The following is a 17864-nucleotide window of genomic DNA, read 5'->3' on the forward strand; positions in this document are numbered from 1 at the left end:
GTTACACCCTCTTCTTTGTTAATTTAAGTAATACTTTACTCAAGCTTTCTTCCGTCAGAGCCTCTGCATCAGCAAAGTCAGATACCGTAAAAGCAGACTCTGCATCTGGTGGATTTATCAGCAATCGAAGCTGATTTAACATGCCCTTTGCCATCTCTTGAATTGTCAATCTAGAAAACTGTTCTCTACTGTACATCCAAACAAAATGTAGCTTTTCATCTTTTACCATAGCGACAACATCAATCGGGTGAGATGGTTTCGATTCTGGAGCATGGTCTAAGCGTGTAAATCCTGTCTCCTGCATGAACAAGGATTCTTTGGAAAACACTTGATCTAATTGTCCCAAATAATTAAAGCTTATCGATGGTTTTTGCTGCTGATAGAACGGAAGCAATTCTCTGTTCAAGTAACGTAAAATACCATAATCAACACCATGATTCGGAATTCGACGCAATTGATCTTTCACAGCCTTTAATCCCTCAATAGGTGTCGTTGTTCCCTGAAGATCAAAGTGAACCGGGTAAATACTCGTGAACCAACCCACTGTCCGCGATAGATCAACACCTTCGATCATCTCTTCCCTCCCATGTCCTTCCATGTGAACAGAAAGCTTATGCTGATTTGTACTGTCGGCTATAGCTTGTACTAATGCCGTCAATAATACCTCATTGATCCGAGTCTTATAAGTCGCAGGAACTTCATGTAACAACGCGTGGGTCTCATCTGCTCCCAACGTCATCGTCACTTGATCAGTCGATGCTTCTGTCGTTTCCTGTATAGGATGGTCCATCGGAATCGTCATCACTTGTTTTGCTGCGTGTTCATGCCAATAATCTAGTACTTTTTTTGAAATATCTGACTCACTGTATGCCTGTAGTCGTTCCGACCATTCTTTAAAGGATGTACTTTTCGCAGGTAACCGAACCTTCTTACCTTGTTTCAACTGGTTGTATACGGCCTGTAAATCTTCCAATAGAATTCGCCATGATACCCCATCTACTACTAAATGATGAATCGTCCAGAATAATCGATCGTTCCCATTCGAACCACCATCGAAGTACACTATTCTCATCAACGGACCTGTAAGTAAATTGAAACTGGCTTGAGTGATATCCATCTCATCTTGAATCACTTGATTCCACCCTTGTTGATCAGCATCGTTCCGCTTTATCACACGAAGTATAGACTGTTCGTCGATCCCCTCATTTCTCTGATTCCAGGTTCCATTGAGCAACTGTCCATATCGGAAACGTAAGGCGTCATGATGTTTGAGTAAGTATAATAGGGCTTCCTCTAGTAACTCCACATTCAATCTCTCTCTTACTCTCAAAAGCATCGACTGATTCCAATGTTGTGGATGCGGATGTTCTTGCTCGAAGAACCAGTACTGAATCGGAGTGAGCGGTACCTCTCCCATCACAGCACCCTGCTCCGCTTGTACTCCCTGATCATCTTCTTTGACTACTTGTACCAACTCGGCAATCGTTTGGTGTTCAAACATTTGCTTAGGTGTAAGTTTTAAGCCCAATTGATTCGCTAGTGATATGATCTGAATGCTGAGGATCGAGTCTCCACCAACTTCAAAGAAGTTATCATGGATTCCCACCTTTTTAATCCCTAATACTTGCTCCCAAATGGTAGCCAGTGTTTCTTCGTTAGCATTCCGGGGGGCAACACATTCACTTTTGATTTCCCTCTCCTCTGGTACAGGTAAGGCCTCACGATCAACTTTACCGTTCGCAGTTAGTGGAATGGCTTCCATCATCACAAATTCTGAAGGAACCATATAGCTTGGTAGTTCCGCCTTGAGATACACTCTATATGCACCTACATTTCCATCACCCACGACATATGCCACTAATCGTTTATCACCTTGCTGATCTTCTCGAACGATCACAACAGCCTCGTTTATGGATGCATGCGCGTTTAAAGCAGATTCAATTTCCCCGAGTTCAATTCGGAAACCACGGATCTTCACCTGGTGATCAATCCTCCCAAGATAATCCAGACTTCCATCCGGCAAGTATCTCGCTAAGTCTCCTGTCCGATATAATCGAGCTCCCGGGTCACTACTGAATAGATGAGGAATGAAACGTTCTGCTGTCAATTCGGGTCTGTTTAAATACCCACGTGCGAGTCCTGCTCCGCCAATATATAGTTCGCCAGCTACGCCAAAAGGCACAGGCTGTTGACAAGAGTCCAGCACATACACTTCTAAATCTGGAATCCGCTTTCCGATATTACTTTTTGAAGAATGCTGCACATCATCTTGGGTAATTGGATAATAAGTAACATGAACGGTAGTTTCTGTAATTCCATACATATTGATTAGCTGTGGCTTCTGCTCTCCATATCTTTGAAACCATGGTATCAAGCTGGTAGGATCGAGTGCTTCCCCACCAAATATGACATAGCGCAGATGCAAGTTTTTATTCTCATCTTCTTGTTCACACACCTGTATCAATTGTCGAAATGCGGATGGTGTCTGATTAAGAACCGTAACCTCTTCCTCTACTAACAGTTGATAGAAATCCTTGGGCGATCGACTGATCCAGTAAGGAACAACGACCAATCTTCCACCATAAAGCAATGCCCCCCAAACTTCCCATACCGAGAAGTCAAACGCATAAGAATGGAATAGCGTCCAAGTATCTTTTTCATCAAACTGATACCAGCATTCCGTTGATTTAAATAAACGAATCACATTGTGATGCTCTACCATAACTCCCTTCGGATTCCCTGTTGACCCTGAAGTATAAATCACGTAAGCGAGATGTTGGGGACTGACATCAGAAATCGGTAAAGCAGTACCTTCTTTCTCAATCTCAACTTGATCTCGATCAAGACAAATCGATTTGATATTCTCTGGTAACCATTTCGATCCTTTTAAACTTTCTTGCGTTACGACCAACTCAATGCCAGCGTCCTCTAAAATATACCGAAGTCGCTGCTCTGGATATGTTGGATCGAGTGGAACATAAGCTCCACCAGCCTTCAGAATCCCCAAAATACCTACAACCATGTCAGGAGAACGTTCAACACAAAGTCCAACCAACGAATCGGGTCCTACTCCTTTTTTCTGCAGATAGTGAGCTAATTGATTCGCGCGTTCATTAAGCTCCCTATAAGTAAGCCTCTCCTTTTCATACATAACTGCAATGGCATTGGGATGAATCATCGCTTGCTGCTCAAACAACTCATGAATGGTTGCTTGAGGTGGAAAGTCAAGCTTAGGATCATTGAACTCTACTAAACTTTTTCTTTTATCCTCCTCTGAAAGGATTTCGATCTCAGCAACCTTCTGCTTCGGATTTTTATATATGTTTTCCATTAATGCTAGCATGGTTTTAAAAAAGCGAGTTATCTCTTCTTTGGAAAATAATTCTTCACGATAATCAATATGTACTTGCAAAGAGTCTATATCAGTCAAGTTTTCGAGATGCACTGCAAAATCTTGCACTTCTTCACGATTTGGAATCCAAAGAGAGTCACCACTTTCGCCACGCTCTCTATAATCGATCGTAGTTCCAAAAAGTCGAACACTATTGTTATTCTCTTGATTCATCTGCTTTAATAACAAATCAAATGGATATTTCTGATGTCGTAAGGCTTTACGTTGTTTTCTCGACACTCGACCAATAAATGAGAGTGCTTCTTCTTCAGGATCGATATCCATTCTCAGAGGAACTGTACTCACCATCATTCCAATTAATTCCCGCTCCATTTTAGTCATACGATTGCCATAAGCCATTCCCAAGGCAATATCAAGAGACGAAGTCCATCGATACATCGATAACGAAAGCGCAGCAACAAAAAGAGTATATATGCTAAATCCGGAATGGTCAGAAAATTCCTCTGCCTTTTTCTTTGAATGTTCCGATAATATAAACGACTCACGTGATGCTCTCGTACTAACTTGGTAAGCATTATAGGGTTTCAATCCCGTCACCGATGGAAGTGTTTTGAATTCCTCTAACCAGAAGCTTTGATCTTTTTGAAAACGACTGCTGTTCAAGTACGTCTGTTCATCGACTAGAAACTGAACATATGAGCTCTTAGGGATGCTATCATCTTTCTCACTATGAAACTCATAATAATATTTAGCAATCTGTCTAGTCCAAATTTGGATTGATAAACCATCCATGATAATGTGATGAACATTGCCAAAGACGGCACACTCATTATCGCTTATTTTTATTAAAGCAAAATAGTATAAATCAGAATCAAATAACGTAAACGTATCTTGCGTCTTCTGCTCAATCCATTTTTCCAGCAAATCCGGCTCTCTCTCGGAACTGAAGTCGAAGAAGTCCAATTCTCGTTCTTGATGTTTAACAAAATATTGCTCAGGTTCCCGGTGCCTATTTTCTTTCAGCCTGATACGCAGACCATCATGTTCACTGATGACACGATTCACGGCACGATTTAATATCGAATAATTCATTTTTCGATGGATCTTGAACAAGAATTTCAGATTACATATTCCTTTACCTGAATAAATAACTTCTGTATACCATATTCTCCTCTGTGGATGACTAAAAGGGTAACACTCCTCATTGGACATACAAGATCCTCCCTTCAAAAGATTATTTATACTTATGTGTTCGTGTTTACCCAAAAATATTTTTGTAATAAAACTCCAATTACTCCAATGATGATGAGCCCAATCCCCACATAAAAATAGAGTTGGGTTACTCCAAAAAAGTGAACCAGTGGTCCGCTCATGGCAGGAGAAATGATAAGGACTGCATTTGTTAAACTGCTTTGAATCCCAAATACTCTTCCAACCTGTTCTTGATGGGATTCTTTTTGCAGAATGACTTGATTGGTCACAAGCATAAGTCCACTCCCGATACCAGCGATAAAACTAATCAGATAGCCAAAAATGAGGGATGTACTGGGGCTTATCAGAGCAATCCCACCAAAGCCAATTCCCATTAAAGCAATGCCTCCACATACTGCCCAACCATATTGAAAATGTTTTAATTTCTGAGTTACGAATGCGCCAATTATTCCCCCAAGACCAATAATAGAAATGAAGTATCCCATTTTACTCTTATCATTTGGGAACAAACTCTTAAATAAAGTAGGGAACTGTGAGTCCACTAATTGTAATACTGCCATAGCTATTGTAACGAAAATCATGGTTGATAAAATCATCCGATTGGATAATACATAACCCCAACCTTGTAACCAAGCAGTCCAAGTACTTTGCTGTTGCTTTTCAAAATGTTCTCTTGACAGAGATTCCTTTAACCTTATTGTGGGTAACAGAACCAAAGCAGCTAGAAAACAGCATATTGCCCTTATAATTAGACAAAACTCTGGCTGAAACCAGCTCAGTAACATTCCTCCTATAAGTGGACCCACTATCTTGGTTCCTTGCTCAACTATCCCATTGATACTTACCGCTTTGGTAAGCAGATCAGGGGAAACAATCTGTCGTGTTAGTGTTTGCTGTGCAGGAAAATAGAAAACGGTAAAAATGGAACGAATCATTAATGCTAACAAAAGCCAATGAATATTTTGGACAAATAAAAGAACAATTGTTAATAGACCAACCATAAGGTTACAAAACATCATAATTGGAATTTTTCTAAAGCGATCAGCCATCACACCTGCCCATGAACTAAATAAAATTCCAGGAAGTGCATACGCGACAGGAATCAATCCAATCATGGTAGGGTCTACTTCCCATTCAAAAGCAACAATGGTCATAATGGCTAACATGTCAATAAACACTCCGAGCATAAGCAGTGAATACGCAGAGAAAACCTGTAAATAAATTGTATTTCCCCATAGACTTTTTGAGTCGGTAGGTTTCATGAAGACGAGCTCCTTAAGTTTTTACAATAGTTTGGACACCCAATCCGCACCCCTCTTTTCCAGGATTATCTAGATTTTCCATCTAACATAATATCATACAAAATTTCCCCCTACTACAAAAAAAAGTAAAAATTACAATTATATACTTATATCCCTATTACGCATTTAAAGCGATTTAATGATGAAGTTATACACAAAAGAAAATACGATGGTTTATATTGGAAAAAGATAAGAATGGTATGTATCATGAAAAGAGATTGAGTGATTTATATATTATTGAAAAGGGGAATGAAAGTTGATGAATGTATTAATGATAAACATTCCAGCTGAGGGCCATGTTAATCCGACTCTTGGTGTAGTAAAAGCTTTAATTGATCGTGGAGATTCTGTTCATTACGTAACCACTGAAGAATTTAAAGAGAGAATTGAAGGTTTGGGTGCTAATGTATACCTTCATCCTAATCATTTAAAGGGATTAACACCTCAAAAAGTCACTAGTATCCATGAATTTATGCAAATCCAATTAAAACTTTCCTATGATATTTTGGCTGTTGTTCAAGAATTAGCTGATTCCATCCCATTTGATTATGTGTATCATGATACATTTGGTGCGGGACTGCTGGTCAAAGACTATTTAAACATTCCTTCTATCTCTTCATCATCTTCCTTCGCTATTCCTCAGGAGCAATTCCTGAAAATGCTAGAAAGTGGCAGAGGTCTTCCTCTAAATCCATCGCCGGAAATGGAGAAAGAAAGTTCGACTATAACGGAACGGATCCAGGAACGTTTCGGTGTGAAGGTAAAGCACCACTTCCAATTTATGATGAATACTTCTGATTTGAATATTGTCTATACAAGCAGAGAGTTTCAACCAGGTGGAGAATATATGGATGATTCATATGTATTTATCGGTCCTTCCATCACGAAACGGGTGCAAACACATGATTTTCCGTTAGAGGAACTGAAAGACCAGAAAGTACTGTATATTTCAATGGGTACCATATTGCAAGGATTTGAATCTTTCTTTCAAACCTGTGTAGAGGCTTTTAGAAACTTGGAGGGGAAAGTCATATTTTCAGTGGGCATGGCTACTGATTTAGCCAAGCTGCAGCCTTTGCCGGAAAACTTCATTGTACGTAGATATTTACCGCAGCTTGAAGTTTTAAAGCATACGGACGTCTTCATTACCCATGGAGGAATGAATAGTACGAGCGAGGCTCTCTATTATGAAGTGCCCCTTGTCGTCATCCCCCAGACCTCAGATCAGCCTATGATCGCTAATCGATTAGAGGAACTTCAAGCCGGGTTTAGAATTGATCCACATGAAGTAAGCATAGAAAAGCTACAAGAATCCGTTCAAGAGGTATTGTCCAATCCTGCTTATCGGGAAAATGCTAAGAAGTTGAGCAATAGCTTTAAAACATCAGGTGGAGCAAAAGAAGCTCTAACGGCTATAGATGAGTACTTAAAAAAGGTAAGTTCGGGTATCTTCTAAGGCATATAAGGGGTACGGTCAGAAAATGATCGATTGACATCTGTATCACTCCTAGAAGAGATTATCGAAGTAACAGGTCAATTGAATCATCAAAAGGATCTTCGTTGAAGATCCTTTTTCACTGTGATTCATAAAATGAAATTCTAAATATCTAATTATAATAGGTGAAAAAGACGATCAATAGTTTGGGTACGGAAATGATTCGAATTTACACTCCCCCTCAATACATATTATGGATAAAATAGTAAAATGTAGGTTGATGGTATATCTCATGTTGTGCTAATCTACAATAACTAAGGTTACATAATATGCTTTCATACCTTTAAATAATTTTGTTATAGAAGGGATGGAGATTTAAATGGCTCAAATTGTTGATATTGATAGATACCTTTGTACTGAGGGTTTAATCTATCTATATGAGAAAGGGCCTTTTCCCTAAGCCTTGTCAGGAGGTAAGGAACAGTAAGAAATCACCTATACAATATTAATAGAGAAGAGGAATGCCTTATGAAAATACGTAAGCAAATTACTTTTGCAAGTCTGGCCCTTTTACTAGCTGGAAGTTCCCTGCTATACACATCGCCAACCTCAATTGCAAAAGTAGAGCCCACTCAAAATGTATCTAGTCCGTTACAAACAAGCACTCAACGAGGTCATAATTCCGTCAAGCAAGCAATGCGGGATACATTGCAACTTGGATTCCCAGGGATACTTGCTAAAACTTCCGAGAGTGGAAAAACGTGGGGTTATGCCGCTGGGGTAGCGAATCTGAGCACCAAGAAACCAATGAAAACAGATTTTCGTTTTCGTATTGGCAGCGTGACGAAGACGTTCACCGCAACGGTTGTACTTCAATTAGCTGGAGAGAACCGCTTGAGTCTAGACGACTCCATCGAAAAATGGTTGCCTGGTGTCATTCAAGGAAACGGATATAATGAGAAAAAGATTACCATCCGGCAGATATTGAACCATACAAGTGGTATCGCTGAATACTCAAGGTCAAAAGACGCTGATTTTATGGATACAAAAAAATCGTATACGGCTGAAGAACTAGTGAAGATGGGGATTTCACTGCCCCCAGACTTTGACCCAGGAAAGGGCTGGTCCTATTCAAACACAGGGTACGTATTACTGGGTATTCTTATTGAAAAAGTAACCGGAAACAGCTACGCGGAAGAGATTGAAAATCGGATTATTGAACCGCTTGAATTGTCGGATACATTCCTACCTGGTAATTCAAGCGTTATTCCAGGCACCAAGCACGCCCGGGGATATTCCCAACCAGATGAAGCAAGTGAGATAAAAGACGTTACCTATTATAACCCAAGTGCAGGCAGCTCGGCTGGAGATATGATTTCTACTGCTGACGACTTAAATAAATTCTTCTCCTCCTTGCTCGGTGGCAAATTACTGAAGGAACAGCAACTAAAACAAATGCTTACTACAGTTCCTACAGGAAGAGCAGGAATTGATGGATATGGTCTTGGAATCTATGAAACTAAGCTTCCAAACGGTGTCTCGATATGGGGACACACAGGTGGCATTCTAGGGTTTTCTACTATTGCTGGAGGTACACTTGGAGGCAAGCATACGTTGGTCGTCAGTTTGAACAGTTTGGGTAGAGATAACAGTCCTAATCCTTTTAAAAATATTTTACTTGCTGAATTTAGCAAGTAGGCAAAAAGGGAAAATTTTGTCGTAGTTTTTATAGCTAAAAATATACTTTTCTGATTCAAAAGACCCGACTTACTTTTAAAAATAAATTTAGGGCTTTTTGGAATCCAGTTGGCAACCCCATGCTATTAGCTAATAAAACAAAATCCTCCTTAAAATGAAAAAATACGCTATTCTTTCTGTAAAACCATAGGAAAGGATGGCGTTTTTACTCATTATGTTGGCAAATTGAACTTAACTTTAAAACACGGAAATCATTTTTTCGTATTAAGTAATGTAATTCGTAAAACTGGAAAGATTAGAGTGTCATCTATATGGACAATTAATTAGCATCCTTCTTTGTTCCCACAATATGCTTCAAATGCGCCAATTACTCCTCATCAAGAAGAAACGAAAATTGAGTGAATATAAGGCTGTTTATATCATTAAAGATTATTTTCCACTTTTTTATCAAGCATTAAATAACGAATATTAATAGACTGACAACCTCTAAATATCATAAACATAGATTTCACTTCCTTTTATTTATTATCTTCATATCAAGCATCACAATACTAATACCTTTACTTTTTTTTCTTCGTGTTGTTTTTTCGCCCGCGGCAAGGTACTTACACTGATCTCTGTCATTTATTCAACTTGTCTATAAGATTTCGTTTTTAATAAATCAAGAGAATGTGCAATCTGCTTTTTATATTTCTTTGGTCGCCCTTCTTTAAAATCCGGATTTAATTTCGGAATCACTTTTCCTTCTTGTGTGTTCTACAATCGTATCTCTTTCAAATTCGGCAAATGAACTCATGATATTAAACATCAATTTTTTTCTATTGGTGTATTTTCCACTACTATCATTTTGAGTATATGAACCTTACCCCCTTTTTAGAGAAAACCATCTAATTGTTTGAATAGCATTTTTACCGAACGTGCAAAGCGATCAAATTTTGTCCCCGTAAACTTTTCGGAGTAAATTACCTCGCAACCTTTTTTCAACATTTGAATTTCAGATTCCGAATCTTGGTTTAAGGTACTCACTCTGGCATATCCATATTACGCACAGTAATCTTTCTGGCATTAATCAACCGCTGTTTGGCCTGATTGATCGCATTATGAATTTTTACGTCATTCGCAAAATAGATCACCTGATCGTAGGAGTAAAGCTGATGGTCCCGTCGTCCACTGGAAAGCATATCATCAAACATCTTAATCTATCATAGCGCTTACGATCTTTCTTATTCAATTCCAGTACAACCCAAGTGGTAGACGTTCCCATCAGTTCCTTTAAAAAGAAAACAGCATCTGGTATTCGGTCTCGATTATCATTGTAGGCCTTCAATTTACTTTGATTATCTCCTTCTCCTAACATAGAAAAGCAAATTTCCCTCTCTGTTCGATATAAAGGCAACGGCCTGCTTTTCCGATTGTAGTTCATGTATCAAGTCGGTAATAAGAAGATCATGCTGCATGGTGTAGATCGTTGCCTTATTTGGAACGGTCACATTGACATTCGTTAATTTCCTTGCCTTAATCGTTCCAAGATAAACCCCTACTTTATGTGCAATGCGTTCATGCTTGACAAATTTTTGGCCGTCACCATACCATTCCTCAAAATGAACGATAAATACTCCAAATCTTCTCTTTCAACGAAGTGTACTTTAACATTACCAAAAATATCATCCTCTTCCAGAAAATATAGTCAAGCTGTAATCAAATTGAACAAAAAACTAATAATTAAAGTTGAATCATGAATTATTCATGCACCTCTCACAGATTTGTACTTGCGTGTCTTTGCATACGAAGCATTTTGCAAAAATATGTTGACATGAACCTTGTCTCCGCTTTAAATTATAGCTAATACAAAAAAAGTTTCCTTAAAGAAACTTTTTGAGAGGTGGTCAAGTGATGTCTGAAGAAAACAAGGTATCCCGCAGAGATATATTAAAGATGGGGACTGCAGGAGCGTTTGGGGTAGCTGGAACGTATTACTTTAATAAAATGGCACAATTTCCAACTGTAGCTAAGGCAGCAAATGATTCGTCTCACAAAACTAGCCACCATTCCAATCATGCAAACATGATTGATAAAACAAAAACGACAGGTTATAAAATGGCAGAACGGCTCCTTACTGAGTTTGATTATGGAAAAGTTACCAAGCTGCCAAACGGGCAAACACTCCGGGAATACGAGGTCGTGGCTATTGATAAAGAAATTGAAATTGCCAAAGGAATTAAATTTCCTGGCTGGACTTATAACGGGACTATTCCAGGACCAACTTTTCGTTGTACCGAAGGGGACCTTTTGCGGTTTCACTTTATTAATAAGGGCAGCCATCCCCACTCTATTCATTTTCACGGTATCCATCCTCCAGAGATGGACGGTTTAACTTCCATTTTACCTGGACAAAAATTCACATACGAATTTGAAGCGAAACCATACGGATTACAAATTTACCATTGCCATGTACTCCCCCTAGCCCGCCATATCCATAAAGGTCTATACGGTAATTTTATTATTGATCCAAAGAAGCCAAGAGAGCCGGCATTCGAGTTAAACATGGTTATGAATGGATTTGATTTGGATTTAGATGGCGAAAACGAATTTTACACAGTGAATGGCTATGCCTTCGCATTTATGAATCACCCTATTAAAATTAAAAAAGACCAACTCGTTCGGATCTATCTAAGTAATTTAACAGAATTCGACTTATTAAATTCGTTTCACTTGCATGCGAATTATTTTACGTACTATCCAACCGGTAGAAACGATAACCCCTCCCAGTTTACAGATACCATCATGCAATGTCAGGGAGAGCGTGGAATAATTGAGGTTCGTTTTCCTTACGCGGGAACATATATGTTTCATGCCCATGTTAGTGAATTTGCTGAGTTAGGCTGGATGGGATTTTTTGAGGTCGAGTAAAGAAGGGGGAGATATTAATATGAAGGGGAAAGGAATAATTACTGGTTTAATACCGTTAATAATATTAATAGGTGTGCTGGGATTTGTGCTAAAGAATGGAGCAGGTGTAGAAAAAGATCCTGTAGCACCAATAGAAGTGTTGAACATTGAACGCATCAAGGTAACTAATACCGGTTTCGAATTATCTGTTAGTAATACGGGACCCACACCATTAACGATTTCCCAAGTTATGGTCAATGATTCGGTGTGGAATTACAGTGTCTCCCCTCAAGCTAAACTTGAACGATTTGAGGAAGGAAAGGTAAACATCGCTTACCCATGGGTGGAAGGTGATCCACATACCATTAAATTAATCACAGAAAATGGGATTATCACGGAAGGTGCACTTGCAGCCACTACGCTTACTCCAGAAACCAACCGAAGCAACTTTTTGAACTACGGCTTAATAGGCTTTTATGTTGGAATAGTGCCGATTACATTGGGTTTGTTGTGGTATCCATTTATGAAACGTTTCTCACGAAAGTGGATTAATTCGATTCTTGCCCTTACCGTTGGGCTGCTTTTATTTTTATTTGTTGGGACGCTAGCTGATGGATTTGAGATTGGTGCAGAAGCTCCTTCTGTCTTTCAGGGCAATATGATTGTCATTATTGGAGCTTCCTTAACCTTCTTATTTTTAATCGGCTTTGATCAGTATCAACAAAGAAAGCAAGAAAAGAAAGGGTATTCACCTTTTGGTATGGCTTTGTTGATGGCTACCGGAATAGGACTTCATAACTTTGGGGAAGGCTTGGCAATTGGTTCTTCTTTTTCTCTTGGTGAAGCCGCTTTAGGAACCTTTTTAATTATCGGATTTACCCTTCACAACATTACGGAAGGTATTGGAATCGCTGCTCCTTTATTAAAGACCACACCTAGATTGAAAGACTTTTTATTACTGGGAGGTATCGCAGGTGCACCCGCCATTTTAGGTACTTGGGTTGGGGCGTTCATCTTCTCGCCAATTTGGGGAGCTTTGTTCCTGGGTATTGGTGCAGGGGCAATTCTTCAAGTAATTTATGTAATAACGAAAATGCTCATTGACGATCATAGAACACATAGAGAACCATCTGTCTCATGGTTAAACCTTTCTGGATTCACGATTGGACTGTTAATCATGTACTTTACTGCATTTTTCGTTAAATTTTAAGGGAGAACTAAATAAATGAACCTTGGAGTATTTGACCTAAAAAGCTTTCTAATGTCGGGAGTAGGTTGTTCTTTAAGTGAACAATCAATTAAAGGATTAGTAGATATCAAGGAAGAAGACATTGCAGGAGACTTCTATTCTCTTGTTCATGTTTTTTAGGTGATTTCTTGAAATAAGGTCACATGTACGACCATCATTTAAAGAGTGTTCTCTAAAGGTTCAAAAACATGGGGGCGTCATAATTTGCCTACACCACCATTTCCCCCCTAATGAAGAGGCGTAATTCATTGCAGTCCAGCACCCGAGTGGCGGATGGCACGTCACCCTGGCGAAACGATGCCTTTGTGTTACTCTGTAAAGAATTCCAATTTCAGGAGGCTGATTATTAATGTTTTCAAATATCGGAATTCCAGGTTTAATATTAGTACTTGTCATTGCCTTGATTGTTTTTGGACCAAAAAAGCTGCCGGAAATCGGCCGGGCTTTTGGACGTACTTTAACTGAATTCAAAAGTGCGACCAATGGATTAGTATCTGATGAAAAAGATAAAGAGGAAGAGAATAACCCTGAGTTAACGACTGGTGAAAAGAAACTGGATAAATCGTCAGTTTCATAAGGTACTAGGGTAGACGGGGCAACCCGTCTATTTATTTTATTTTATAAATTTTATAAAAACGAGACATCCGCCAAGGAATACAGCGATATACATCTTATCGGTTTCTGATGCAAATATGATTTGTTAGAAACATATAACCTCAACATCTATTTCCACTATGAATTATGATGTTTTTACTCTCTCACTATAGGCAGACTTCACCATTTATTGAAGTTGCCCTTTTTTCAGCATATGCATCACCTACTCCACAGATTAATTGTTTGGCTGTTCGAAATATTTTTAGCCTAACTTAGAACGAACTCGCTAATTAATAACTGATGATCTTGTTCGACGATATTATTCATCTGGATTTATAAAGTATATTAGAACTATACTAAAGCCTGTTTTTTTCGGATATCCCCTACTCCCTCCGCCTACTATTGTTTTTTACCAGCTTGATTCCTTGAAAAGAATAAGCATTTTGATATTCTTGGATTAAACTTTACCCATCAAAACGTTCTAGTAATTCAATAATCACTTTAAAGGTCGATATTGTATCCATATAGGCATATCGCCCTTTTCCGTTAAAAAAGTTACCTGTCTGTATGACCGGATAGCCCATTTCCTCCAACATCTTCATTTTACCTTCCAAATCTTTAACGACAAAAGAGATATGGTGAACTCCCTCACCATTTGTTTCAAGATGATCTTTCCATGTGCTAGGTGATTCGCCCGGTTCGATTAATTCAACCTGAATTAACGGGGTATCGATGAACATGTATCTAGATTCTCCTTCAGTGGGCTTCCCTTTGTAAATCACATTGGTAATTTCGGTTGATCCAGAATGAATGATGGGAGGTTTTTCAATACCCAACAACTTACAATATGCATCTGCGGCCGCATCCAGGTCTTTTACAACTAACGCAAGCTGTTCCACTTTGTTAGTCCCTAATAACGGCTGAACTCTTTCATCTTCTGGTCTTTCCCATGCCGTTTTTCTTGGCTCTTCACTTTCAAGCAGCTCAATTAACGTTTTGTGATCATCTAGTGTATCCACATATACATACCGGCCGTCACTTGAAGTGAATTCACCCGTTTGCAAAGCTGGGTATGCACTTTTCTCCATGATTGGCAGTCTCTTTTGGATAGAATCTACATCAAAAGCAATATGGTGGATCCCTTCACCTACTTCATCCAGGAACTCACGCATCGTTCCTGGATTTTTATCTGGTTCTATTAGTTCAATTTGGACGGTTGGTGTATTCAGAAAAGCAAGTTTAGATTTTGATTCCGTTGGTACACCCCTAAAAGTCACTTTCGAAACAGAACTGTCACCAGTTAGAAATGGTTCTGCCTTCTTAATGCCTAGCAGTCTTGTGAAAGCTAGATTAGCAGCTTCAATATCTTTAACAACAAATGCAAGTTGATTAATTTTCCTATTGCCCAATAGTGATTCTGCCAACCTTATAAACCTTCTTCCACAGTTTATTTTGTTATAAACTCAACCCAGTCCACGAACTGACAAACCACCGTCGCTGGAAATGACTTCACCAGTAATTGCACGCGCTTCGTCCGATGCTAACAGGACATAAGCAGCTACATGATCTTCGGGCATCTGGGCAAGCTGAAGTGGATTTCTTTTCTTTATGCTGCTGGCCTTCGTATCATTATCCACGATTTTAACGAATGGACTTAGAGGGGGAATGACCGATAATGCCGTCAGTGTGCCACCAGGCGCCACAGCGTTTACCCGAATATTCGGAGCGAGTTCAAAAGCAAGTTGGCGCATTAACCCTATTTGAGCATGCTTGCTTGCTGTGTACCAAACCCCGCCGCCATCAGGATAGAAACTAGCACCGGATACAGTAAAAATAATATTGCCATTCGATTTTTGCAGTTCATCAAGAGCGGCTTTTGCACCGAAGAAAGATCCTTTAACGTTAATATCGAACAGAAAGTCATATGCTTCGGAAAGTGCATCGGGAGTTACGTCGGCAAATTTGGCAAACCCATCAAAGACTCCAGCATTAGCAACGAAAACATCCAGCTTTCCGAATTGCCTGACAGTGGCTTGTACAGCCCTCTCATTGTCTTCATATTTGCTTACATCGCCTTGATGAACCAGAATCCCTTCACCAAATTCCTCCTTCATCTTCTTCAGCGTTTCTATTGAGCGGCCGATAATGCTGACTTTTGCTCCTTCTTGTATGAAACGTCTAGTGACAGCTTCCCCTATACCAGAGTTCCCTCCGGTAATCAACACTACTTTATCCTTTAACGCCATTGCCATTACAACCAGCCTCCTTGTTATCCTTTTTATGCTAGTAATATTTATACGAAGATAGCAAGATTCCTGGTATTTATCGTTGTTTGGTCAACGATGAATATCCGTTTGGAAAGTTTCCATTTACCCTCTTCGAATATGAATTCATCATTTCGTTCGCCCGAAATCAAATCGTGTTGAATATCCGTGCTACGGCTTCGATAGATAAGAAGATAGCTCTTGACGACTGCCTTTTCACCTTCAACAAAGTCCTTAACGCGCACGTTAGAGACAAAACGGCGTGTTCTTGATGGCGGTATTTCCGCCCATGCATAATCTGTTTTCAAACGATCCACGCGCAGTCTCAGCAGCTCAATATCATCATTGAATGTAAACATTTCCGTTGAATAATCCGGGCGTTCCACCCCTTCTTTATTAATGCGAACAGGCATTTGGTAGCGCAAGCTTGAGTGCATTAGATCGAACCAATCATCAAATTCAATATCATCCAGTAATTGTGCTTCATCATACAGCCACTGTTCAAATTCACATTTAAGCAACATTTTCTCCACATTCATTTCCATTCCCCCTCCCGCTTATCATTTCGTCATCAACTCCAGCCAGTACTTGTAAAAATTCCGTTGGCTCGCTTCTGTGAATTTATCATCGTAAGCAATGCCCGGTCCTATGAAATCAACAGGGTCACGATGAAGACCCATGGTATAATTATAGGTTAAATTCTTTAGGAAAGGCATTGGGCCCTGGGCTGCTTCAGTAATATCCGTAAACACTTCCGTATCATCCTGTTCGAAAATACCGGATGGGCTAAAGGTCAAGATAAACGAATCTCTTGATCTATCTTTCCAATCTTGGGAGGCGTTCTTTTCGACGAGCATCCAAGCGATCACTTCCATTTTATTGTGACCAATTGGCCGCCACATTCTAATTGAAGTGTTGGAGATGAACTGGTCTTTGATTTTTGTATGGGATATTAAAAATGATAAGTTGGGGAAAACGTTCCCAATCATATTCTTTAAGTTTGATAAAACTTCATATTGTTCTTCAGACAAATTACTTTTAAATTCATCTTTCAATTCTTCCGGGAAAGCGAAGTCAGGGTTAGGTGTCCCTAAGTTCAGCCCATGGCCGTTATCCATATGGATTTGAAAACCACGCTTTGAATAGGTGGCATTGGGTACCATGCCAAGTTTTGCAATGGATCCGTGTGTGACCATCGTGTGATAGGAATCACCAACAAAGTTATCGGAACCCACTTTCCAGTTGGAATTAACAACGAATCTTTGCGGGACCCCGATAACTTCCATTTCTGCGCGTCCTACGAGTATATCCAAATACCATTTAATATCTCCAAGAAACTCTTCAAGCGGCTCAGCGTCTTCATTCCAAGTTCCAAATAAAAGTCCTTTATAAGAATCAAGCTTCACTTTGTGAAGGCCCATTTCTGAGCGGTCAAGTGTGCTCCCATATATGTCCTTTTGAAGTGGTACCCCCACTAGCTCACCAGTGTTTTTAAAGTTAAATCCATGATAGGGACACGTAAATAAAGACTTGTTTCCTTTATCAGCACGGCATAGTTTCATTCCGCGATGTGTGCACATATTATAAAACGCCCTGATTTCCCCTTCACCGTCACGGGTTATGATGAGCGAATAGCCAGCCAGTTCACGGGTCAAGAAATCTCCTTTGTTGGGTACTTCAGATTCATGGCCGACAAAAACCCATGTTTTCAAAAACACTTTTTCATGTTCTATATCATAAACCTTTTGATCTCCAAGGAGGTATGCAGGTATAACGCCTTCCTCTGGTTTAACCGTTTCGTTCAAATAGTTAACAACTTGCTGTTTCGACATTTCTTCCAGGGACTTATCAGTTTTAAGCATACTTTTCT

The 17864-nt window shown here is 39.5% G+C and carries 13 protein-coding genes and 2 pseudogenes; 7 read left to right on the forward strand and 8 right to left on the reverse strand.

All coding sequences use genetic code 11. From position 1 onward, the window contains the following. Position 1: 1 nt before the first annotated feature. Entirely contained in the window at positions 2–4564 is a 4563-nt protein-coding gene (locus SB775_RS10765) for an amino acid adenylation domain-containing protein (RefSeq protein ID WP_410861592.1), read from the reverse strand. Between the two features lie 32 nt (positions 4565–4596). Then, on the reverse strand, positions 4597–5826 hold the full coding sequence (locus SB775_RS10770) for an MFS transporter (RefSeq protein WP_410861593.1): 1230 nt from the start codon (positions 5824–5826) through the stop codon (positions 4597–4599). A gap of 298 nt (positions 5827–6124) precedes the next feature. Here SB775_RS10770 and SB775_RS10775 point away from each other — a divergent pair, with 298 nt between their 5' ends. From SB775_RS10775 to SB775_RS10785, 3 genes and pseudogenes are all read left to right on the forward strand, one after another. Then, a complete protein-coding gene (locus SB775_RS10775) occupies positions 6125–7321 on the forward strand; it encodes a macrolide family glycosyltransferase (protein ID WP_410861657.1) in 1197 nt (398 codons plus the stop codon). A 507-nt stretch (positions 7322–7828) separates the two neighbouring features. Continuing rightward, the gene (locus tag SB775_RS10780) at positions 7829–8998 is read left to right on the forward strand and encodes a serine hydrolase domain-containing protein (RefSeq protein WP_410861594.1); all 1170 of its coding nucleotides are present in this window, start codon (positions 7829–7831) and stop codon (positions 8996–8998) included. A gap of 203 nt (positions 8999–9201) precedes the next feature. Then, positions 9202–9458: pseudogene (locus tag SB775_RS10785) on the forward strand (IS4 family transposase); the annotation flags it as partial. Between the two features lie 83 nt (positions 9459–9541). On the opposite strand, the pseudogene SB775_RS10790 reads toward SB775_RS10785, so the two are convergent. Together SB775_RS10790 and SB775_RS10795 are read right to left on the reverse strand one after the other, a co-directional pair. After that, positions 9542–9985 (reverse strand): annotated as a pseudogene (locus SB775_RS10790) (recombinase family protein). Positions 9986–10127: 142 nt separating this feature from the next. Next, positions 10128–10325, reverse strand: a complete 198-nt coding sequence (locus SB775_RS10795) for a hypothetical protein (RefSeq protein WP_410861595.1) — start codon at positions 10323–10325, stop codon at positions 10128–10130. 566 nt (positions 10326–10891) lie between these two features. Between SB775_RS10795 and SB775_RS10800 the strand changes: the two genes are divergently transcribed. From SB775_RS10800 to SB775_RS10815, 4 genes are all read left to right on the forward strand, one after another. Then, positions 10892–11908, forward strand: a complete 1017-nt coding sequence (locus SB775_RS10800; RefSeq protein WP_410861596.1) for a multicopper oxidase domain-containing protein — start codon at positions 10892–10894, stop codon at positions 11906–11908. A 19-nt stretch (positions 11909–11927) separates the two neighbouring features. Continuing rightward, a complete protein-coding gene (locus SB775_RS10805) occupies positions 11928–13097 on the forward strand; it encodes a ZIP family metal transporter (RefSeq protein WP_410861597.1) in 1170 nt (389 codons plus the stop codon). Positions 13098–13112: 15 nt separating this feature from the next. Beyond that, a complete protein-coding gene (locus SB775_RS10810) occupies positions 13113–13256 on the forward strand; it encodes a hypothetical protein (RefSeq protein WP_410861598.1) in 144 nt (47 codons plus the stop codon). Between the two features lie 229 nt (positions 13257–13485). After that, entirely contained in the window at positions 13486–13713 is a 228-nt protein-coding gene (locus SB775_RS10815; protein WP_089364502.1) for a twin-arginine translocase TatA/TatE family subunit, read from the forward strand. A 481-nt stretch (positions 13714–14194) separates the two neighbouring features. Here SB775_RS10815 and SB775_RS10820 read toward each other — a convergent pair whose 3' ends face one another. From SB775_RS10820 to SB775_RS10835, 4 genes are read right to left on the reverse strand one after another with little or no spacing between them, the layout of a single operon-like run. Further along, on the reverse strand, positions 14195–15154 hold the full coding sequence (locus tag SB775_RS10820; protein ID WP_410861599.1) for a VOC family protein: 960 nt from the start codon (positions 15152–15154) through the stop codon (positions 14195–14197). A 39-nt stretch (positions 15155–15193) separates the two neighbouring features. Then, a complete protein-coding gene (locus SB775_RS10825) occupies positions 15194–15982 on the reverse strand; it encodes an SDR family NAD(P)-dependent oxidoreductase (RefSeq protein WP_284470888.1) in 789 nt (262 codons plus the stop codon). Between the two features lie 41 nt (positions 15983–16023). After that, entirely contained in the window at positions 16024–16533 is a 510-nt protein-coding gene (locus SB775_RS10830; protein ID WP_089364500.1) for an aromatic-ring-hydroxylating dioxygenase subunit beta, read from the reverse strand. 21 nt (positions 16534–16554) lie between these two features. Next, on the reverse strand, positions 16555–17856 hold the full coding sequence (locus tag SB775_RS10835) for an aromatic ring-hydroxylating oxygenase subunit alpha (protein WP_089364499.1): 1302 nt from the start codon (positions 17854–17856) through the stop codon (positions 16555–16557). Positions 17857–17864 lie beyond the last annotated feature (8 nt).

The sequence above is a fragment of the Peribacillus sp. SIMBA_075 genome, assembly GCF_046534585.1.